The sequence below is a fragment of the Maribacter sp. 6B07 genome, from assembly GCF_002700155.1.
Taxonomy (GTDB): Bacteria; Bacteroidota; Bacteroidia; order Flavobacteriales; family Flavobacteriaceae; genus Maribacter; species Maribacter dokdonensis.
Window position 1 is genome coordinate 2285142 of record NZ_PDUT01000001.1, and the last position, 21990, is coordinate 2307131.

Annotated in this window: 21 protein-coding genes; 13 read left to right on the top strand and 8 right to left on the bottom strand. The window is 36.3% G+C overall.

Annotation, left to right across the window (positions count from 1 at the left end):
- The first annotated feature begins 139 nt into the window (after window positions 1–139).
- The 4 genes from CSC80_RS09600 to der all read left to right on the top strand — a co-directional run bounded on the left by CSC80_RS09600 (window position 140) and on the right by der (window position 4672).
- On the top strand, window positions 140–1504 hold the full coding sequence (locus CSC80_RS09600) for an alanine/glycine:cation symporter family protein (RefSeq protein ID WP_099191286.1): 1365 nt from the start codon (window positions 140–142) through the stop codon (window positions 1502–1504).
- Window positions 1491–2375 (top strand): GTPase Era, encoded by an 885-nt coding sequence (era, locus tag CSC80_RS09605; RefSeq protein ID WP_099191288.1) that lies wholly within the window; start codon window positions 1491–1493, stop codon window positions 2373–2375. Before CSC80_RS09600 ends, era begins: the two co-directional genes overlap by 14 nt.
- A 209-nt stretch (window positions 2376–2584) precedes the next feature.
- Window positions 2585–3316: an acetyltransferase gene (locus tag CSC80_RS09610; RefSeq protein ID WP_099191290.1), complete on the top strand. Its 732-nt coding sequence runs from the start codon at window positions 2585–2587 to the stop codon at window positions 3314–3316.
- 51 nt (window positions 3317–3367) lie between these two features.
- Entirely contained in the window at window positions 3368–4672 is a 1305-nt protein-coding gene (gene der, locus CSC80_RS09615) for a ribosome biogenesis GTPase Der (RefSeq protein WP_099191292.1), read from the top strand.
- Window positions 4673–5100: 428 nt separating this feature from the next.
- On the opposite strand, the gene CSC80_RS09620 is transcribed toward der, so the two are convergent.
- From CSC80_RS09620 to CSC80_RS09640, 5 genes are read right to left on the bottom strand one after another with little or no spacing between them, the layout of a single operon-like run.
- A complete protein-coding gene (locus CSC80_RS09620) occupies window positions 5101–5898 on the bottom strand; it encodes a TPM domain-containing protein (RefSeq protein WP_099191294.1) in 798 nt (265 codons plus the stop codon).
- The gene (locus CSC80_RS09625; RefSeq protein ID WP_058105221.1) at window positions 5879–6316 is read right to left on the bottom strand and encodes a TPM domain-containing protein; all 438 of its coding nucleotides are present in this window, start codon (window positions 6314–6316) and stop codon (window positions 5879–5881) included. The genes CSC80_RS09620 and CSC80_RS09625 overlap by 20 nt, the downstream gene beginning before the upstream one ends.
- Window positions 6317–6322: 6 nt before the next feature.
- On the bottom strand, window positions 6323–6922 hold the full coding sequence (locus CSC80_RS09630; RefSeq protein ID WP_058105222.1) for a LemA family protein: 600 nt from the start codon (window positions 6920–6922) through the stop codon (window positions 6323–6325).
- Between the two features lie 10 nt (window positions 6923–6932).
- Window positions 6933–7262, bottom strand: coding sequence for a MerR family transcriptional regulator (locus CSC80_RS09635; RefSeq protein ID WP_058105223.1), 330 nt, complete (start codon window positions 7260–7262; stop codon window positions 6933–6935).
- A complete protein-coding gene (locus CSC80_RS09640; protein WP_099191296.1) occupies window positions 7262–8239 on the bottom strand; it encodes a M23 family metallopeptidase in 978 nt (325 codons plus the stop codon). The genes CSC80_RS09635 and CSC80_RS09640 overlap by 1 nt, the downstream gene beginning before the upstream one ends.
- Window positions 8240–8343: 104 nt before the next feature.
- On the opposite strand from CSC80_RS09640, the gene alaS reads away from it, so the two are divergent.
- From alaS to CSC80_RS09660, 4 genes are all read left to right on the top strand, one after another.
- Entirely contained in the window at window positions 8344–10959 is a 2616-nt protein-coding gene (gene alaS / locus CSC80_RS09645) for an alanine--tRNA ligase (protein ID WP_099191298.1), read from the top strand.
- Between the two features lie 45 nt (window positions 10960–11004).
- A complete protein-coding gene (locus tag CSC80_RS09650) occupies window positions 11005–11949 on the top strand; it encodes a GSCFA domain-containing protein (RefSeq protein ID WP_099191300.1) in 945 nt (314 codons plus the stop codon).
- An 83-nt stretch (window positions 11950–12032) separates the two neighbouring features.
- On the top strand, window positions 12033–14498 hold the full coding sequence (locus CSC80_RS09655; protein WP_180268595.1) for a T9SS type B sorting domain-containing protein: 2466 nt from the start codon (window positions 12033–12035) through the stop codon (window positions 14496–14498).
- Between the two features lie 46 nt (window positions 14499–14544).
- Complete coding sequence (locus tag CSC80_RS09660) at window positions 14545–15171, top strand: DUF4230 domain-containing protein (RefSeq protein WP_099191304.1); 627 nt, start codon at window positions 14545–14547, stop codon at window positions 15169–15171.
- Here CSC80_RS09660 and CSC80_RS09665 read toward each other — a convergent pair.
- Complete coding sequence (locus tag CSC80_RS09665; protein ID WP_099191306.1) at window positions 15149–16912, bottom strand: aromatic amino acid hydroxylase; 1764 nt, start codon at window positions 16910–16912, stop codon at window positions 15149–15151. The genes CSC80_RS09660 and CSC80_RS09665 overlap by 23 nt on opposite strands.
- A gap of 165 nt (window positions 16913–17077) precedes the next feature.
- Between CSC80_RS09665 and CSC80_RS09670 the strand changes: the two genes are divergently transcribed.
- Window positions 17078–17542 carry an Lrp/AsnC family transcriptional regulator gene (locus CSC80_RS09670; protein WP_071340263.1) on the top strand — a complete coding sequence of 155 codons (465 nt, stop codon included), beginning with the start codon at window positions 17078–17080 and terminating at the stop codon, window positions 17540–17542.
- Window positions 17543–17600: 58 nt separating this feature from the next.
- Here the strand turns inward: CSC80_RS09670 and CSC80_RS09675 are convergent, their stop codons facing one another.
- Window positions 17601–18170: a DUF4136 domain-containing protein gene (locus CSC80_RS09675; RefSeq protein ID WP_058105229.1), complete on the bottom strand. Its 570-nt coding sequence runs from the start codon at window positions 18168–18170 to the stop codon at window positions 17601–17603.
- A 75-nt stretch (window positions 18171–18245) separates the two neighbouring features.
- A complete protein-coding gene (locus CSC80_RS19460) occupies window positions 18246–18404 on the bottom strand; it encodes a DUF5522 domain-containing protein (RefSeq protein ID WP_167342570.1) in 159 nt (52 codons plus the stop codon).
- Window positions 18405–18601: 197 nt separating this feature from the next.
- Here CSC80_RS19460 and CSC80_RS09680 point away from each other — a divergent pair, with 197 nt between their 5' ends.
- Genes CSC80_RS09680 through hemL form a run of 4 tightly spaced genes read left to right on the top strand, consistent with a single transcriptional unit; the run spans window position 18602 to window position 21970 of the window.
- Complete coding sequence (locus CSC80_RS09680; protein WP_074669940.1) at window positions 18602–18931, top strand: hypothetical protein; 330 nt, start codon at window positions 18602–18604, stop codon at window positions 18929–18931.
- 12 nt (window positions 18932–18943) lie between these two features.
- Window positions 18944–19849: a pyridoxal-phosphate dependent enzyme gene (locus CSC80_RS09685; protein ID WP_099191308.1), complete on the top strand. Its 906-nt coding sequence runs from the start codon at window positions 18944–18946 to the stop codon at window positions 19847–19849.
- Window positions 19846–20670: a glucosaminidase domain-containing protein gene (locus tag CSC80_RS09690; protein WP_099191310.1), complete on the top strand. Its 825-nt coding sequence runs from the start codon at window positions 19846–19848 to the stop codon at window positions 20668–20670. The genes CSC80_RS09685 and CSC80_RS09690 overlap by 4 nt, the downstream gene beginning before the upstream one ends.
- A 19-nt stretch (window positions 20671–20689) precedes the next feature.
- On the top strand, window positions 20690–21970 hold the full coding sequence (gene hemL / locus CSC80_RS09695; protein WP_099191312.1) for a glutamate-1-semialdehyde 2,1-aminomutase: 1281 nt from the start codon (window positions 20690–20692) through the stop codon (window positions 21968–21970).
- Window positions 21971–21990: the final 20 nt, after the last annotated feature.

The window sequence follows — 21990 nt, forward strand, 5'->3', positions numbered from 1 at the left end:
AAAGGTGTGCTACTATTCGTAGCGGGGTGCAAATATACAATACATTTTCTCTATTTTCAAAACTTATTTAAAGAATATTTTTTGGGAGCATTATCTTTTAAAAAACTTTAAATCCATAACTTCGGTTTTTTACAATTTTATGGATACAATTAACGACTTTATAGCCAATGCCCTGCCGTATACGGAGTGGCCAATGTTTCTTTTGTTGATAGGCGGCGGACTCTTTTTGGTTTTTTATTCCAAATTAATGCCCTATCGTTTTTTCGGTCACGCTATAGCAATTACAGCAGGTAAATATGATAATTCAAATTCAAAAGGTGAGGTAAGTTCTTTTCAAGCGCTTTCGGCTGCAGTTGCTGCTACAGTTGGCTTGGGGAATATATCTGGGGTAGCTATTGCCATTCATGATGGTGGACCGGGAGTGGTTTTTTGGATTTGGATGACAGCATTAATAGGTATGTGTATCAAATTTTACTCTTGTAGTTTGGCAATTATGTATCGTGGTACAGATTCAGACGGTAAATTACAGGGAGGCCCCATGTATTATATAACTAGAGGATTGGGTGAGAAAGCAAGACCTTTGGCTATTTTCTTTGCGATATGTGGTCTCTTTGGCTTTTTGGGTGTATTTACGGCCAATCAGTTTACGGAAACATTTATGAGTGTAGTTGAACCTGGTTCCAACATCATTGAAATGAGTGATGAAAATTGGAAATGGACCATTGGTTTAATTCTGGCCATTATTACTTCATTTGTCATATTTGGTGGATTGACAAAGATTGCTAAGGTTGCCTCAGCCATAGTACCATTTATGGTCGCGGTATATTTAATTGCTGTTATAGCGGTTATGGCGATGAATTCTGGTCAAATATTCCCAGCTCTGAAAATGATATTTACGGAAGCTTGGAACTTTAAATCTTTAGCTACTGGCGGATTTTGGGGATTGGTAATTATTGGTGTCCGTAGGGCAATGTTTTCAAATGAGGCAGGTTTAGGTAGCGCGCCAATGTATCACGGGCAGTCAAAAAACGATGAGCCTATTCGCGAAGGCTTGGTGGCTATGTTGGGGCCGTTTATAGATACTATTTTGGTATGTACATTTACGGCAATCGTAATTATTCTCAGTGGAGCGTATTTAGAAGATTCTAGTGGAATTGTAATGACCTTATCAGCTTTTGAAAGAACCCTGTTCGGTTGGGGAGATATATTGTTAATGGTAATAGTTACGGCATTTGCACTATCCACTTTGTTTACCTATTCCTATTACGGAGTAAAATCTTTATCCTTTTTGACCAATGCTAAAATAGGTAAGTTGTATAACTGGTATTTTGTGATTATGATCGTTTTTGCGGCAGTGGCCTCTTTAGAGCTGGTAAAGAATTTAATTGATTTGTCCTATGCCTTAATGGTAATACCTAATATGATTGCCGTACTTTTGTTGGCTCCAAAGGTAAATGTGGAATTAAAGAAATACATAATAAAGTTGAAGGATGGCAGATCATAAAGCAGGCTTCGTAAATATAATAGGAAATCCAAATGTTGGTAAGTCGACATTGATGAATGCTTTTGTGGGTGAAAAATTATCCATTATAACATCAAAGGCACAAACTACTAGGCATCGTATATTAGGTATTGTAAATGGGGATGATTTTCAAATGATTCTTTCAGATACTCCTGGAATTATAAAACCTGCCTACGAACTGCAGAGTAGTATGATGGATTTCGTAAAATCTGCTTTTGAAGATGCCGATGTGTTACTCTATATGGTAGAGATAGGGGAGAAGGCTTTAAAAGATGAAGCGTTTTTCGAGAAAATTAAAAACAGTAAAATTCCTGTTTTACTATTATTAAATAAAGTAGATACAGCTACCCAAGAATTATTGGAAGAGCAAGTTCAGTATTGGCAAGACTTATTACCTACGGTAGAGTTGCATCCAATTTCAGCATTATCTAATTTTAATATAAAGGGAGTTTTTGAACGTATTGTTGAGCTACTTCCAAAATCGCCTGCCTATTATCCTAAAGATCAGTTAACCGACAAGCCAGAACGCTTTTTTGTGAATGAGACTATCCGGGAAAAAATATTACTAAATTATAAAAAGGAAATTCCTTACGCGGTAGAAATAGAAACCGAAGAGTTTTTTGAAGATGAGGATATCATTCGTATGCGTGCCGTAATTATGGTTGAGCGCGATTCTCAAAAAGGAATTATCATTGGTCACAAAGGGGCAGCTTTAAAGCGCGTTGGCGTAGAAGCTAGAAAAGATTTAGAGAAATTTTTTGGTAAGCAGGTTCACATCGAACTCTACGTGAAAGTGAATAAGAATTGGCGAAGCGATGCACGTCAATTAAAGCGTTTTGGCTACAATAAATAGGGGTAATTAAAAATTTTAGATAAAAATGAACTTTTTATCTAATCTGGGGTGATATATGAACCCTTTAGTGTCAGGCATTTGCATCAGAAGTCTTCTGCTTATTGACTTTATCCGACTAATTTTTATCTTAAAGTACGTTTTAATTCTTCAAGTTGTAAAGAAAAGCCTATTTTTGAATTATCGATAAACTGTCATAAAACCCCGATGAAATGCATAACGTGATAATTTTTGGTGCCTCTGGGCACGGTAGTGTTGTTTTGGATTGTTTAGAGAAAGAGGGGGAGTATAATGTAATTGGTTTTGTAGATTCTTACAGGGTAAAAGGGACAATAGTTAATGGTTATCAAGTTTTAGGTAGTGAATATGACTTACCTTTTTTAATAAACAGATTTAATGTTAGAGGTGGAGTTGTTGCCATAGGCGATAACTGGACAAGAAAGCTTGTTGTGGATAAAATTTCAAAAATAGCACCTAATTTTAATTTTATAAATACCATTCATCCTAGTGCTAAAATCGGTAAAGATGTATTGATGGGCTGTGGGAATGTAATTATGCCTGGGGCAATAATTAATTCAAATTCACTTATTCATGATTTCTGTATACTTAATTCGAATTCTATTTTAGAGCATGATTCTGTAATGGAGAGCTTTGCCAGTTTAGCTCCATCCTCATGTTGTGGAGGAAATGTTTTTCTTGGTAAGTTTTCTTCAATTTGCTTAGGAGCTTCATTGGTAAATGGTGTTGAGATAGGTGAACATACCGTAATCGGAGCTGGGTCTTTAGTTGTTGATCATTTTGGGAATAACGTAATTGCCTATGGGTCACCAGCAAGAATTGTTCGAAAACGGTCAGTTGGTGAACCTTATCTATCCACTCCTAAAAAGCGGCAACTTTCTGAAAAGGAATCTTTTGAAGTGATTACGTCTAATCTCTCTGTTTAACTTATGGTGTAAATGCCAGTTTAAATATTACCTTTGCCCCAAATTTAAGCTATGGGTGCTATTGTTGCCATTGTAGGGAGACCTAATGTAGGAAAATCAACATTTTTTAATAGATTAATTCAAAGACGTGAGGCTATAGTTGATGCCGTTAGCGGTGTTACTCGTGATCGCCATTATGGTAAAAGTGATTGGAACGGAAAAGAGTTTTCAATTATTGATACCGGCGGATACGTTGTGGGTAGTGATGATGTTTTTGAAAAGGAAATTGATAGGCAAGTTGAATTGGCGATCGAAGAAGCTGATGCCATTATTTTTATGGTAGACGTTGAAACTGGTGTTACCGGTATGGATGAAGATGTAGCCAAGTTACTAAGAAGAGTGAAAAAGCCTGTTTTTTTGGCGGTCAACAAGGTTGATAATGCCAAAAGAGCTGAGGATGCTGTTGAGTTTTATTCTTTGGGCCTTGGTGAGTATTATACCTTATCTAGTATAAATGGAGGTGGTTCTGGAGAATTGCTAGATGCCTTGGTAGAAAAGTTGCCAGATGTTGTAGAAGAGGAAAGTGATTTGCCAAGATTTGCCGTTGTCGGTAGGCCTAATGCCGGTAAGTCTTCTTTTATAAATGCACTTATTGGGGAGGATAGATATATTGTAACCGATATCGCAGGTACGACAAGGGATAGCATCGATACAAAATATAATAGATTCGGATTTGAATTTAACCTAGTGGATACTGCTGGTATTCGTCGTAAGGCAAAAGTGAAAGAAGATTTGGAGTTCTATTCCGTTATGCGTTCGATTAGGGCAATTGAGCATTGCGATGTTTGTATTTTAATGTTAGATGCCACAAGAGGCTTTGATGGTCAGGTAGAAAATATTTTCTGGCTAGCACAGCGAAATCATAAAGGGATAGTTATTCTTGTGAATAAGTGGGATTTGGTAGAGGATAAAGAGACCAATACTATAAAGCACTATACCGATAAAATTAAAAAAGCTATTGAGCCATTTACAGATGTGCCAATTCTTTTTGTTTCGGTGTTGACGAAACAACGTATTTTCAAGGCAATAGAAACTGCAGTTGAGGTATATAATAATCGTAATAAAAAGATTATTACCCGTAAGTTCAATGAAACAATGTTGCCAATAATCGAGAATTATCCGCCGCCGGCGTATAAAGGTAAATTTGTTAAGATTAAATTCTGTACGCAATTACCAACTCCATATCCGCAGTTTGCTTTCTTCTGTAACCTGCCGCAATATGTACGTGAGCCTTACAAGCGTTATTTAGAGAATAAGATACGTGAGGAGTATGATTTTACTGGTGTCCCTATTACAGTATTTATGAGGAAGAAGTAAGGTTGCTAAGAAATCCAGGTGTTAGAATTTAAAAATAAACTCTAATCATTAGATAAGGAAATAAGAAGTGGTCAAATATTTTGCGCAGCATAATTATTTGACCATTTTTTTTTGGAGTTTTAACCAACAACCCACCCCTAGCCCCTCCCGAGAGGGGAACAGTTTCTAACTTGAATTAAAGATTTTGAATAAAACAGTCCATGTAGTACTTATTGTGACAAAAATTCTTACTGTCAAGAAGCCTGCAACTAAATACGTATTTATCCCCTCTTGGGAGGGGATAAAGGGGAAGGTAATATAATGTGTATGATTGCTGTATAATTATATACAATAGACCTAAGCCTAGTTGTTACTAGAAAGCGAATAGATATAAACAGAATTTAATATCTCTGGATATTGAAAATGAAGCAATTTGTTTTTAAAATAAACTACCATCCGCCAGAAGCACCGCCACCGCCAAAGCCGCCGCCGCCGAAACCTCCTCCAAATCCACCGCCGCCAAAGCTTCCGCCTCCGCCGCTACCGAATCCGCCACTAGAACCACTAGAACGTCCCATATTACTTAGGATAATCATATCCCAAGGACTAAGACCCCTATGTCTTCTACCGTTACTTCCTCCGTTATTGTCGTCGTTTTTGCGACTCCAAAGTATAAAAAGTATTACGAGAAAAATGATAAAAGGTAAAAATGAGGAGAAAGGGGATTTGCTGTTATTTCCAAAGGTTCTGTCTTCTTCAAATTCACCATTTAAAACTTGAAAAATAACATCTGACCCTTTATTTAGTCCACCATAATAATCCCCAGCTCTAAATTCTGGAAGGATTACTTGTTCAATAATGCGCTTTGATATAGCGTCTGTAAGTAGACCTTCTACACCATACCCGGTACTAATAGCAACTTTTCTATCATTCTCAGCTAAAATTATGAGAATACCATTGTCTTTGCCTTCTTGACCAATTCCCCATTTTTGCCCCCAGTTGGCACCCAAATAATTAATGTTTTCGCCATTAGTGCTCGCAATAATGGTAACTACAATTTGGGTAGAAGTGCTGTCCGAATAACGAACCAATTTTTGGCTAAGAGCTACTTTCTGCTGGTCGCTCAATAAATTGGTGTAATCATAAACACTGGTCTGTAACGCCGGTTTTTCAGGAATTTCAAACTGACTCCATGACGGAGTGCACCAAAGAAAAAGAATTACAAGGCTAACCTTTAGATATCTCATTGCTTAGTTCGTTGGTGTCATCTGATTGCCAAGGAAAATGGCTTCTTAACTCTTCGCCAGCTTTTAAAACACCAGCTACTAAACCTTCTTTAAAAGCTCCTTTCTCAAAATGTGTTTGAATGCTATTTCTAGTAGTTTGCCAAAAGTCTTTAGGTACTACATTGTCAATACCCTTATCACCACAAATTACAAACTTCTTATCGTGTACGGCTACATAGATGAGAACTCCGTTTTCTTGTTTGGTGTTGTCCATTTTTAATAAATGAAAAACCTCTTTGGCTCTCTCGTAATGGTCTTTGTCTGTATGTGCTTCAATATGCACTCTAATTTCACCAGAAGTATTTTTTTCTGCTTCAAGAATAGCGTTCACTATGTCTTGCTCTTCTTTGGCGGTTAAAAAATCTTCTACCTTGGACATAAAATATCAATCAAATTCAAAATTTACGTCTGGTGCATTTTCTGATCCTGCATCAGCTTTATAATATGCTAGTTCATCAAAGTTGAATATACCTGCCAAAATTGAATTTGGAAATTTTTTGATGTGAAGGTTATATGGTTCTACGGTTGCGTTAAACCTATCACGTGCTACGTTTATTCTATTTTCGGTGCCTTCTAATTGAGATTGCAGTTCCAGAAAATTTTGATTTGCCTTTAAGTCAGGGTAGCGTTCAACGGTAACCAATAATCTACTTAGTGCACTGCTTAATCCACTTTGCGCTTGATTGAACTGTGCTAATTGCTCTGGGGTTATATTAGTTGGGTCAATGCTTACCGAAGTTGCTTTGGATCTTGCCTCGATTACATCGGTCAAAGTACCTTTTTCAAAATCAGCGGCACCTTGTACTGTTTTTACTAGGTTGCCTATAAGGTCGTTTCTACGTTGATAGGCACTTTCAACATTTGCCCAGGTTTTTGTAGAAGTTTCTTTTAGCGCTATTGCTGTGTTATTGAAACCTACGCCCCACTGGTATAGTCCAAACGCTATTACAGCGATTACAATTAATGCGATTAGTCCTTTTTTCATAATGGTTGTGTTATAATTGGTCTTTAATTTTATTTAGTTCCGCTTTTACGCGCTCCAATTTTTGAATAATGTCAAAATTGGAAAGTGTTTTTTGCTTCTCTTCTTTAAGGTGGATTTTGGCGCCATCAAGAGTAAAGCCTCTTTCTTTTACCAAATGGTAGATAAGCTGAAGGTTTTTAATGTCCTGTGGCGTAAATTTTCTATTTCCTTTTGCGTTCTTTTTTGGTTGAAGTACATCGAACTCTTTTTCCCAAAAACGAATTAACGAGGCGTTTACACCGAAAGCACGGGCTACTTCACCAATACCATAATATCTTTTTTCTGGGAGGTCTATCTGCATTAATCTAATGATTGGTTTTCTTGATTAGCAAATTTAAGCATGTTTTCAAACTCTTCTGGAGATAAACTTCCGTAATAGAAATTAATAGGGTTTATACGATCTTTATCTTTCCAAACTTCATAATGTAAATGTGGAGCTTCCGATCTACCTGTACTGCCTACAAAGCCAATTAAATCGCCTCGTTTTACTTTTTGACCCTTCTTCACGTTATACTGGCTTAAATGCGCATAAAGGCTTAAATACCCGTAGCCATGCTCAATACGTATATGTTTACCGTAGCCGGATGAATTATTATCTGCTCTGATTATTTTACCATCGCCAGAAGCATATACCGGTGTGCCTTTAGGTGCGGTGAAGTCCATGCCGTAGTGCATTTTTCTTGCTTTCGTGAAAGGATCTGAACGCCAACCATAACCTGAAGCCATGCGGGTTAAATCTTCATTGTTGATGGGCTGTATAGCGGGAATGGACATTAATAATTTTTCTTTTTCTTCGGCAAGTTTTGTGATTTCATCTAAAGACTTAGACTGTATGGCCATTTGTTTTTTAATAATATCCAGCCTTTTGGTGGTAGATATTATCATCTCGGAATTGTTGAAGCCCTCTAAAGATTTATAACGGTTAATACCTCCAAACCCTGCTTTACGTTGCTCGTCTGGTATAGGGTTGGCTTCAAAATATAGACGGTAGATATTGTTGTCCCTTTCTTCAATATTGCCCAGAACTTCTTCAATCTGTTCCATTTTTTTATTCAACAGTTCATATTGAAGCTCGTAGTTCTTTACTTCCCTTGACAAAGAAAGTTCTCTAGGTGTGTTTACGAGATTGGTGTTCAGTAATAGAATTAAACCTAACAGACCAAAAAGGCACGATCCCAAAATAAAGAAGGTTATATTTCTATAACGTTTAGATTTTTGGGGTTCTATTTTACGGTACGACAGCGTATCTGGGTCGTAATAGTATTTTACCTTAGACATGAATGTTATTTATCCTATTTTTGTTTTTTAATTATTAGGGAACAAACAAATATAAAAATAGTTTTATATAAACCGTTAAAATTTGTAAAAGCTTAGCATTTTAGATGAATTCCAAAGAAACAAGAACTCAATTTCTGAATTTTTTCAAAGGTAAAGAACACAAAATTGTGCCTTCTGCACCTATGGTCATAAAAGATGACCCAACCCTGCTTTTTACAAATGCGGGAATGAACCAGTTCAAAGAATATTTTTTAGGTATTAGTCAGCCTAAGAGCTCAAGAGTGGTAGATACTCAAAAATGTTTGCGTGTAAGTGGTAAACATAATGATTTGGAGGAAGTAGGTAAAGATACCTATCACCATACCATGTTCGAGATGTTGGGCAACTGGAGCTTTGGCGATTATTTTAAAGAAGAGGCTATTGCCTGGGCATGGGAATTGTTGACCGAAGTATTTAAAATAGATAAGGATAGTTTGTACGTATCAGTTTTTGAAGGTAGTGAAGATGCCGATCAATTGGATATGGATAAAGAGGCGTTTGAGCTATGGAAGAAAATTGTTCCACAGGATAGGATTATCATGGGGAACAAGAAAGATAATTTTTGGGAAATGGGCGACCAAGGACCGTGTGGACCATGTTCCGAGATTCACGTGGATATTCGCTCAAAAGAAGAAAAGGCAAAAGTATCTGGTGCAAGTTTGGTAAATCAAGACCATCCGCAGGTAGTGGAAATTTGGAACCTGGTATTTATGCAATACAACCGCAAGGCAGATGGCTCGTTAGAGAGTTTGCCGGCGAAGCACGTAGATACAGGAATGGGGTTTGAACGTCTTTGTATGGTTTTACAAGGAGTGCAATCTAACTATGATACAGATATATTTACGCCGTTAATACGAGAAATAGAAACCATAACAAATTCCGATTATGGTAAAAATGAAGAAATTGATATAGCTATTCGTGTGATCAGTGATCACATTCGCGCGGTGGCATTTTCTATTGCAGACGGTCAATTGCCAAGCAATACAGGTGCCGGTTATGTGATAAGAAGAATATTAAGAAGAGCGGTACGCTACGGATTCACCTTTTTGAATACCAAAGAACCTTTTATGTTCCGTTTGGTAAATGTTTTAACGGATTCTTTGGGTGCAGCTTACCCGGAATTGAAAGAACAAAAACAACTGATCGAAAATGTGATCAAGGAAGAAGAATACTCTTTCTTGAAAACCTTAGATCAGGGCTTGTTGCTTTTAGATACTATCATAAAGAATACAAAAGGAAAGGTCGTAGATGGCGGAAAAGCTTTTGAGCTATATGATACTTTCGGATTTCCAATAGATTTAACTGCATTGATTCTTAGTGAAAAAGGATATGAGTTAGATGAGGCTGACTTTGATGCCGCAATGCAGAAGCAGAAGAATAGATCAAAATCCGCATCGTCCGTATCTAAAGAAGATTGGGAAGTTTTACAAGAGGATAATGAGCAAGAGTTTGTTGGTTATGATATGCTTGATGTTGAGGTAAAGATTACCAAATACAGAAAAATAACGTCCAAAAAAGAAGGTACACAATATCAACTGGTATTTAATCTAACCCCTTTTTATGCCGAAGGGGGTGGTCAAGTTGGTGATAAAGGGTATTTAGAAGATGCACATGGTGATGTTATTTATATCACCGATACTAAGAAAGAGAATAACGAGATCATTCATTTTGCCAAGAACCTACCAAAGCATTTAAATGAAAGTTTTAAAGCGGTCGTAGATAAAAAGCAACGTAATAGAACGGAAGCTAACCATACGGCAACGCACTTGTTGCATCAGGCATTAAGAGAAGTTTTGGGTAAGCACGTAGAGCAAAAAGGGTCTTCGGTACACTCAAAATATTTACGATTCGATTTTTCTCATTTTTCTAAAATGACACCGGAAGAATTGCAGGAGGTTGAGAATTTTGTGAATGCTCGTATAGATGGACAATTACAGCTTCAGGAAGAAAGAAACGTACCAATGAAAACTGCGCTAGCAGAGGGCGCTATGGCGTTATTTGGTGAAAAATATGGAGATGCGGTAAGAACCATTCGTTTTGGTCAGTCCATAGAATTATGTGGAGGAACACATGTAAAGAATACGGGAGATATCTGGCAATTTAAAATAAAGTCAGAGGGCGCCGTTGCAGCAGGTATTAGAAGAATAGAAGCAATTACCGGTGATGCCGTTAAAGATCTTCATACTGATAATGACAAATTGCTATCAGAAATAAAACATGTTCTAGGCAATAGCCAAGATCCGTTAAAGTCGGTTTCAAGTCTTCAGGAAGAGAATAGTAGCCTTAAAAAACAAGTAGCTGAATTACTTAAGGATAAGGCAAAAAATCTAAAAGGTGATTTACTTTCGGAACTTAAGGAAATCAACGGAGTGCAGTTTCTAGCTAAAAAAGTAGATTTAGATACAGCTGGTATTAAAGACCTTAGTTTTGAAATGGGCGGCAATAAGGATAATTTGTTTTTACTGTTCGGAACAGAGCAAAATGGTAAAGCTTTATTGTCCTGTTATATATCTAAAGAACTGGTTGCCTCCAAAGGATTAAATGCCGGGACAATTGTTCGCGAGCTTGGTAAGTATATTCAAGGTGGTGGTGGTGGTCAACCTTTCTTTGCCACTGCAGGCGGTAAAAATCCTGGTGGTATTGAAGAGGCTTTGGTAAAGGCAGAAGATTATTTGAAGTAGTTGTGCATTGTTTAAGAAATTCGTAAAACGATAAGGAATCAAAAAATGAATCTCTTAACTGAAATACCGTTATCTAAAGCTAATAATCCTATTGACTACTCTAGTCAGTTATTATTGTTGGGCTCTTGTTTTTCTGAGAATATTGGAGCAAAATTAGAATACTATAAATTTCAGGGATTACAGAATCCGTTTGGGATATTGTTTCATCCTTTGGCAATTGAAAGGATAATTGAAAAGTCGGTAAATCAAGAATTCTTTACTGAAGAAGATGTGTTTAACGAGAATGAACAATGGCATAGTTTTGATGCGCATTCTAGCTTAAGTAATCCGTCCAAAGCACAAATTATTGAAGATTTAAATAATGCAATAAGTAGAACTTCAACGCAAGTAAATACAGCTAGTCATATCATTATCACTTTAGGTACCGCTTGGGTGTACCGCAAGACTTCTAGCAATAAAGTAGTGGCAAATTGCCATAAAGTACCGCAGTCTAATTTTACTAAAGAGCTGTTAAGTGTTGAAGAGGTGGTTAAGAGTTTAAAACAAGTTATCACATTTGTGCAATCTGTAAATCCTACAGTACAATTTATATTTACGGTATCACCTGTTAGGCACTTAAAGGACGGATTCCTGGAGAATCAAAGAAGTAAAGCACATCTTATTGCCGCCATTCATCAGGTATTGAATGAGGATAGGGTATCTTATTTTCCTAGTTATGAATTAATGATGGATGAGTTGCGTGATTATCGTTTTTACGCCAAAGATATGATTCACCCCAATGAGACGGCAATAGAGTATATCTGGGAGAAGTTTGTTGAGGTGTGGTTGGCATCAAATACATCTTCAACTATGAAAAAAATAGAAAAGGTCCAAAAAGGAATGCTACATAAACCCTTTAATGAAAATTCTGATCAACATCAAAAATTCCTTGTAAAACTAAACGTTTTAAAATCAGAAATTCAGACAGAATTCCCTCATTTACAATTCTAGGTCAAACATGAATTTTGTCGAGTTTTTTATGGTTATAAAATGATAAACTTTTTTTTTAGGTATTTTTCCGTTTAATGTTCAAAATGATTAAAAGAATAAGTAGTCTAATTATATGTTTGTTTGGTATATTTAATGCTAATGCCCAACTTCCGCTAGCTGAATTGGAAGCATTACAAGCGCTATATAATGCTACGGGAGGACCTAACTGGGTTAGTGAGACAGATGCTGACCTTACTAATGATTGGAATTTTGCTGTACCGTTAGCTGCTACGGTAGTAACTAATGATTGGTATGGTGTAACGGTTAATGCTAATAGTGTTATAGCCTTAGATTTGGATAATAATTCCAATACCGGAAACAACCTGATCGGTACAATACCAACGGAAATAGGTAATTTGCAGAGCTTGACAATTCTTGATTTGTCTGACCAAACTAATCTTTCAGGTCCTATTCCAATTAGTATAGGTAATCTTTTGAATCTTGAACACTTATTTTTAAATGGAAATGAGTTGTCTGATGGTATACCTATGATACTAGGAAGTTTAAATAATCTAGTAACTTTATGGTTAAGTGCTAATAATTTGGGTGGTACAATACCACCCGAACTTGGTAACTTAAGTAATTTGGAAACTTTACTGCTTTCGGAAAATCAACTAACAGGAACTATACCTGTAGAATTGGGAGATTTAAATAGTCTACGGGTTCTCCGACTTTCTTTTAACGAACTTTCGGGTGAAATACCTTCTGAATTGGGACTTCTCTCAAATTTAACTTCCTTGTCTTTGAGATATAATAATCTAACAGGGGCAATTCCAGAAGCTATTTATGACTTAATTAATTTAAGGACTTTACTATTGGAATTTAATCAGCTAGAAGGAGCTATTTCTCCATTGGTTGAAAATTTAGTTTCATTAGAGCTCTTAGTACTTCGTTTTAATCAATTTGAGGGAAATTTGCCCGAGGAATTAGGAAATCTTCAGTCGCTATTAACCTTATCATTAGGACAAAACAATTTTACGGGTACAATACCTAATTCTTTTTCAAACTTAATTAATATTAATGTTTTTGAAATTAATGATAATAACATAGAAGGAATCTTGCCCGCAGGTTTAGAGAATTGGACCAGTCTGAGTTCTCTAGATATTTATAACAATAATATAGAGGGAGATATACCTGGTTTTAATTTTTTGAATGAGGGAGTATTTAGAATTTATGGCAATAGTTTTCAATTTGGGGATTTTGAAGATGAATTTAATTATTACGAAGGCTTTTCTTTATTTGTTGACAATCCACAGTCATTAGTGAACGATGTTGAAAACATTACAGGATGTGTTGATGGTTCTTTGACCTTAACCACTACGGTAAGCGGTAGTGCAAATGTATATGAATGGTTTAAAGACGGTGTGGCAATACCAGCTTCAGATACTCCGAATTTAGTATTAACAAATCTTCAGGTAACAGATTCAGGGGTGTATACATGTCAAATTAGTAGCACTATTGTTACAGATTTAATCCTGGAAAGAAACCCTATAACTGTAAATGTTGATAGTAATGGACCAATAGCAAACGATATTGATGATGTAATAATATGTGATACGGATGCCGATGGTTTTGCTACATTTAATTTAGACTTGGCGGCTATAGAGTCTCAAGTTGTTGGGGAGCAAACAGGGTTAACGGTTTCTTATTTTGATGCCGCAGGAAACCCAATAGCGTTATCTAATTCATTTGACAATACTATTCCATATCAGCAAGACATTACAGTGCTTGTTGAAGCATCTGAAACCTGTTTTAATGAGACTGTTTTTAGTCTGATTGTAAACCCTTTGGTGGTTGCAGATGTATTACCAGATGTTGATGAATGTAATGTTTACACCTTGCCATTATTAAGTTCTGGTAACTATTACACTGCTGCTGGTGGCAACGGGTTAATGTTAAATGCTGGCGATGAAATTACCGAATCGCAAATTATATATGTTTATGCGGAAAATGTATCGGGATCGGGAGGCTGTTTTGATGAAAGTAGTTTTTTAGTGGATATTACCAAGGTTTCGGTTACGGAATTAGATGACGTTATTACTTGTCAAACATATACCTTGCCAACATTACCTGATGGGCAAGATTACTATAGTGAAGCCGATGGAGGTGGGACAATTTTACTGGCAGGTGATGAAATTTTAGAGTCCATGACCATTTATATTTTTACCGAAGAGAATGGTTGTATTGGTCAATCTAGATTTTCCGTAAGTATTGACCCTATTGCATGTCAAGATGTAGAATCTTTAGGATTACCCAAATTTTTCACACCTAATAGTGATGCTTACCATGATGTTTGGGATACATCAAAACTTTCTGGAACAGGTGATATAGATATTTTTATTTATGATCGTTACGGTAAGCTATTAAAGCAGCTAGACCCTAATACTTCTAATTCGTCCTGGGACGGAATTTATAATGGCAAACAAATGCCTTCATCTGATTATTGGTTTAAATACATCAATAGAGATACTGAAATTCAGCTTTCAGGTCATTTTTCGTTAAAACGATAGGCTTTCGTATCCGTTTGTTCCTTAATTTCGAAAACATTGCTTTTTTATGAAAAAGATTCTTTTAGGCTTGGTAATCGGAGTAACATTATTGTTTGCGTTTCAAATGTGCCAAGGTGAACGAGATAATAAATCTATTCTTAAAGAAAACTCCATGCTCATTCAACAAGAAATTACCAACGTTTCCAAGTTGGTGGTGACTGAAGGGCATTTTGCGGAAGTGTACAATTATAAAGATTCAAAAGAACTTTTTGGTCCGTTATTGAGAGCAGAAAAAAAGGCATTGGTTGTGGTAAATGCAGATGTAACCGTGGCTTATGATTTAAGTAAGATAGAATTTGAAGTGGATGAAACCACAAAAACAGTTAAGATCAATAGTATTCCAAATGCAGAGGTTAACTTAAATCCAGATTTTGAATACTACGATGTTACCGCAGATTATTTGAACCAGTTTGATGCTACCGATTATAATAAAATAAAGAAAACGGTAAATGCATCATTAATGAAAAAAGTGCAAGCTTCTTCATTATTGGGCAATGCGGAGAATAGACTAATTAGTGAGCTGCAGAAGTTTTATATTCTTACCAATTCTATGGGTTGGCGATTAACCTACCAAGAACAGACTATTGAATCATTAGAGGCATTGCAAGAAATTAAGCCAGGGATTTTACCGTAGCTAATGCTAATCCGTCATCAATTAATTGCCCTAGTTTGGGTTGGTTAAGTTTAATGTTTTCAAGGTGTCGCTCTATATTTTTTGCTAATTTGTCATCATTACTTTTTATGGCCAGTTCATAAATTTCCACGGGCAATAACCAATCTGTTGGGTATTTTTCCTGTATTTCCTGAAAAATTTTTGTTCTGGAAACAATGGTGTTTTTTCCCTCTCTAAAATCCCTGATTGTCTTATAATAAGATTCTAGTTCATTTAAGCCCTCTTCATCTTTGTTAACACTACTAGGGCTTAGAGAATGGTCTAAAAGGTCAAAACTATGCAAATCTGCGGGACCATGGTAGGCAGAAACTATGTCTTCACCAATTGCCATATTGTACAGTTCATCGTTAGATTCAAAAAGGGTGGTTTCATTGTGGGTTACCTTACAATTTTCAAAAGTAATTAAGATAATTCTACCTTGAAGATTACGTGTGCCAGTAACTATTTTACCGGTAACATTGATTCCGCCAATAAAATCTAACGAAACAATTTCTCCTTCATAAATCTTATATGCTTTAAGGTCGCGCGGACTCATATCCTCAATGGGTATGTTAATGCCTTTAAGTCGTCCTATTGGTGATCCAAAACCGGTTTCATGCTGATTGATATCTTGCCCTACCAACTCTTTTTCCCGGTATGCTAAAGCAGATTTGCCCTTGGTTTGAAAGTATATAGGTTTGCCTTCATGAGAAATCAATGATTCAAAATTACCGGATACTTGTAATCCAGTACTTAGTTCAATTGTCCCTAGTTCTTTTGAGTCTATAAGTTTCTGTAAACCTGAAAGTCCGCCCTTTCGTAAAGCCATTGTATTTGCAAAGTCTTCAAGAACCTGACTCAAAAAAGCAAAATCTGGAGTAACAAAAAGTTGTGGTTGAGGTTTGGTGATATCAAAAGAGGTTCTTGCCGCTTCAATGGAATAAGGCAGTTTTTTTACATTCTCTGTCATGCACCACTGGCTTTCACCAATAGAGGATAAAAGTCCCGCTCCGTAAATCTTAGGGTCTTCTAAGGCTCCTATGAGTCCGTATTCCACGGTCCACCAATGCAAGTTTCTAATAAGCGCCATTTCGCTGGGTTCACCCATATTGTCCTGAAGAAATTCAATATGCTTTTCAGACTTTTGAATTTCTTCTATTGGTGTGCCTTTAGCTTCTTTGATAATAGATAAATGGCGTACAGCTTCGTATAATTCAAAATCTTTAGCACTGGATATAGCTTTACAGCCAATTTCACCAAAACGTCTTAAATATGCAGCATATTCAGGGTTGGCAATAATAGGCGCATGGCCCGCTCCTTCATGAATGATATCTGGGGCAGGGGTATAGGCAATATTCTCTAATTGGCGAATATCAGAGGCTATAACTAGAACATTATAGGCTTGGAACTCCATAAAAGCGGCTGGTGGAATAAAGCCATCTACAGCGACGGCGGCCCAGCCTAAATCTTTTAAAATACGGTTCATGCCATACATATTTGGGATGTTGTCTATGGAGATGCCTGTTTTACGTAAGCCTTCCGTATATGATTTATGGGCAACTTGGCTAAGGTAATCTACATTTTTTCGCATCACATATCTCCAAACAGCTTGGTTTATAGGGGTGTAGTCCTCATAGTTTTGAGGTTTAATGTATTGCCTTAAATGTGATGGAAGTTTGTCCAAAATAGGATTGCTTTCATATGTAGAAGTAAATTCACCCATAATTATACTTTTGAAGCCTATATTATTTCTATTAAATATAGGATTATAGGACTAATTAAATGTTAAATTTAATTTAATTAGGAAATAAGACTTTAATTCGATAATTTAAAAGTAATTATTACTTTATAGTGTTCTCGAGAGGCCATTATTCAGGAAAATATTTTGATGGAAAAATTAGATTTTATAGATAGGGAGATATTAAAGATTTTGCAGAAAGATGCAAAAATTGGTGCCAAGGCAATTGCAGAGCAACTTGGAATGACAAAAACACCAGTATATGAACGTATTAAACGTCTTGAGCATGATGGGTTTATAAAGAATTATGTAGCTATTTTGGATAAGGACAAAATTGAGGATAGCATAACGGTTTTTAGCTTTGTTTCTTTAGAGGCTCAAAAAGGCGCAATGATGGATGATTTTTTTGAGCAGGTAAAAAAGTATCCTGAAGTGGTAGAATGCTTTGTAGTTGGTGGAGAGTTTGATTTTCTCCTTAAAGTTGTAGTAGCCAACCTTGATGCTTATTATAATTTCGCAAAATTTAAGATAGCTTCTTTACCAAGTATTGGTGGTGTTAAGAGCGCTTTTGTTTTAAATGAGGTAAAGAACGATACGCATTTTCCATTATTGTAAATAAAAAAGGCTTGCAGATGAAATCATCTGCAAGCCCTAATTTTATAGGAAGTGTTTATTATTTCATTGCAACCGCATTAGGTGGGTATTGCTCTAGAATTTGAGATACAAATTCTCTAATTCGTTCTTCTTTTTTAGCAATATTCTTGGTATTTGATAGTGTTCCCACACCTTTACCTTGCCATACCAGTTCGTTTGTATTGTTATCTATGAGGTCAATATAAAGAGAACCCTGTGTGCTGGCACTTACGCTTGTGCCGCCCCAGCCAAAACCAGGTCCCCAAGCCCATGGGTTGTAACCCCATCCCCAGGCGCCGCCCCAACCGTAGTTGTTATTATAAACATCAACGCGTTCTTGCTCTTTGGTAAAAATACTGACCAATAAATCTGGCTTTTCGGATTTTACGAAACCTCTAGAACTCATTTCGGTTTCAATGGCGCGTAGAATTCGTTTTTTGTCCAAGTCGGATATTTGTGCTTTGTCTATTCCTGTTTTATAAAATGCATATGTTTTATAACCATTAAAATCAGCTTTCTGGTCATAATCTGAAAGTACGCTTACAGATGAACAGGAAGTAATAAAAACTAAAAGAAGTAGCGGCAAGCCAAGTAGTTTGATGTTTTTCATAACGTTATATATTTTAAGTACTTAATTTTCTCTAATTGGAATAATCACAAATATCATGCCGAGCTATGTTAAAACTTATTGGGTATTTGTTTTTGGATCATAACCATAAGGACAATGTCTACAACCGCTTTCACAACAATAGCCTCGCTTAAGATGATATTGTTTGGTAAAGACCCTATAACCGTTCTCGGACCAGTAAAAATCTCCCTCTTCAATGGGAATTATTTTCTTCATCGTATAACATACTATTTAGGAATATAAAGTTACTTCTTTATGTTGATAACCTTGTTGTGTAATCTGTTCAAGTTATATACATAAGTACTTTAGCCCTACTTTAACCATTAATCGGTTTTGTTGGCAATAAAAACCGGTAATTTTTAGTTGAACTATTTTTGGCTTTATCTTTGTAATAGTATTACCAAAGTAATTCTATGATTCTGGTATTTAGACATTTCTTCTATAAAAATTATGTGGGTCTTTCACTTTGGCCTTTCATATTTCTAAAAAATGGAAGTTTAAAAAATGATGATGTACTTATAAATCACGAGAAAATTCATTTGCGTCAGCAGCAAGAATTATTGATCCTTCCTTTTTATATACTTTACCTTACAGAGTGGACAATTAGAGCCGTTTGTTATTTGGATACCTATAAAGCTTATCAAAATCTCAGCTTTGAGAGAGAAGCTTACATGCATGAAAATGATATGGATTATTTGTCCAATCGCAAAACCTTTAGCTTTATTAAATATCTTTGGCGTTAAAAATCGCCCTTCTTGCATAGCATCAATCAACTTGTTGAACTTCCCTTATTCGCTGAAAAGAATGTTACGGTAGTACTAAAGCGCGAAGATCTACTACATCCGTTTATATCTGGTAATAAATTTAGAAAGCTCAAGTATAATATATTGGCTGCCCAAGCGGAAGGTAAGAACACGTTATTGACTTTTGGCGGTGCATTTTCCAATCATATTGCAGCAACAGCTTACGCCGCAAGAGAAAAGGGATTTAATGCTATTGGAATTATTCGTGGTCAAGAGCTGGAACATAATTGGCGGCAAAATGCAACTTTACATAAAGCTCATGAAGATGGCATGCAATTCAAATTTATCAGTAGAGAAGAATATAGGCAAAAGGAAGATTCAAAGTTTATTGACCTATTAAGAAGGGAGTTTGGGGATTTTTATCTTGTACCGGAAGGAGGTACGAATAGTTTGGCGATAAAAGGGTGTGAAGAAATTTTAACCAAAGAAGATGAACTATTCAATTGTGTTTGTGCTAGTGTGGGTACTGGTGGTACTGTGTCTGGGTTAATCAATGCTTCTTTTGCTAAGCAGCAAATCATTGGTTTTTCAGCATTAAAAGGAGCTTTTTTGAAGTCTGAAATAGAGAAGTTGGTACAGAAAGATAATTGGCAAATAAATAATGATTTTCATTTTGGCGGCTATGCTAAAATAACGGAAGAATTGGTAAGGTTCATCAATGAGTTTAAAGCAAAAACGCAAATTTCTTTAGATCCCGTTTATACCGGAAAAATGATGTTTGGGTTGTGTCAAATGATCCAGCATGATACTTTTGTGCCAGGATCAAAAATTTTGGCAATTCATACTGGTGGTCTGCAAGGTATTACCGGTATGAATAGTATACTGAAAAAGAAAAATTTACCTTTGTTGCATATATGAAAAAGATAATTTTATTGATTTTGTTGGTGGGCGTGGCGCTTACTTCATGTAAATCGAAAAAAAGATATTCGGATCAATTACGAACCAAGAATGTTCAAAATGAGCGAAGAAACTCTAAAGCAGATAGTCCTAATAAAGGGGAAAAGGCAGATTTGCCTGCTGAGCCTTCAAAATTTATTAGGTTTAAAATAGACTCACCAACCGAATATATAGAAACTTTTGCTGAAACTGCCCAATTAGAAATGATGGGGTATGGTATACCGGCAAGTATTACTTTGGCGCAGGGATTATTGGAAAGCGGTAATGGTAAAGGAGAATTGGCTATGAAAACCAACAATCATTTTGGTATTAAATGCCATAAAGGGTGGGAAGGTGACTACGATTTTCATGATGACGATGAAAAAGGGGAATGTTTTAGAAAATACAATCATCCTATGTATTCCTTTAGAGACCATAGTATATTTTTAACAACGAGGTCCAGGTATGCGTTCTTGTTCAATTTGAGACATACAGACTATAAAGGTTGGGCAAGGGGTTTGCGTAAAGCTGGTTATGCCACAGATCCAAAGTATCCGCAGAAATTAATTTATTTAATAGAGAAGTATGATCTGCATAAGTATGACAAGCAAATAAAAAAGGCTGGCTATACTGATAATACGGTGGTGGTTACTGGTGCGGACAATATTCATACGGTACAAAAAGGAGATACCCTGTACTCCTTGTCCAAAAAATATTATTTAAGTGTAGATGAGTTAATGCAGTTGAATAATCTGCATAGCTCTGATCTGTCAATTGGACAGCCACTTAAAGTCAAAAAGTAGTAAAAAATCAATAGAGCATATGATTTATCAAAGAAGTAGTGCCTTGTTTGCAGAGGCAAAGAAATATATACCAGGTGGCGTAAATTCACCGGTACGCGCATTTAAAGCAGTTGGTGGTGATCCAATATTCGTAAAAAAAGCGAAAGGAGCTTATTTGTATGATGAAGATGGTAATAAGCTTATAGACTACATAGCATCATGGGGTCCTTTAATTTTAGGTCATGCCCATGAGCCTGTAATTAATGCAGTGGTTGAAAAGGCTAAGAACGGAACTTCGTTTGGTATGCCTACGGAAATTGAGACAGAGCTGGCGAAATTGGCTATATCAATGGTGCCCAATATGGATAAGATCAGGTTTGTCAATAGTGGAACCGAAGCCTGTATGAGTGCTGTGCGTTTGGCAAGAGGCTTTACCGGTAGAGAAAAAATAATAAAATTTGCCGGATGTTACCACGGACATTCAGATTCGTTTTTGATTCAAGCGGGTAGTGGCGCGGTTACCTTTGGTAGTCCCAATAGTCCGGGTGTAACACAGGGTACGGCAAAGGATACGTTGTTGGCGGTTTATAATGATTTGAGCGGTGTAAAGGAGTTGGTAAAAGCCAATAAAGGAGAACTGGCAGCAATTATTATAGAGCCTATAGCAGGTAATATGGGGTGCATAATACCTACGGATGAATTTATTCAAGGACTTCGTGAAATCTGTACTCAAGAAGGAATTTTATTGATTTTTGATGAAGTTATGACAGGCTTTCGTCTAGCGAAAGGTGGGGCTCAAGAAGTACTTGGTATAAAAGCGGATATAGTCACTTACGGTAAAGTAATCGGTGGTGGATTACCTGTAGGTGCCTTTGCTGCAAGAACGGAGATAATGGATTATCTGGCTCCTGACGGACCCGTTTATCAAGCTGGTACTTTAAGTGGTAATCCTCTTGCTATGAGTGCCGGATTGGCAATGTTGACAGAATTGAACAATAACCCTGGGGTATTTAAAAGTCTTGCCGATAAAACCGAATACTTACATAAGGGCATTGGAGAGGTATTGAAAGAAAAGAATGTTGACCATCAAATTAACCGATATGGTAGTATGATTTCCGTTCATTTTACCAATGAGCCAGTAGTTGACTTTACTTCATCTGCCAAGGGCAATAATGAAACGTTTAAAAAGTATTTTCACGGTATGTTGAATAAGGGTATTTACTTGCCCCCAAGTGCTTTTGAAAGCTATTTTTTAAATGATGCTTTAAGTTACGAAGATTTAGATGCAACTATCAATGCGTTAAAAGAAATAGAATTATAAGTAGAACAATTATATTGTAA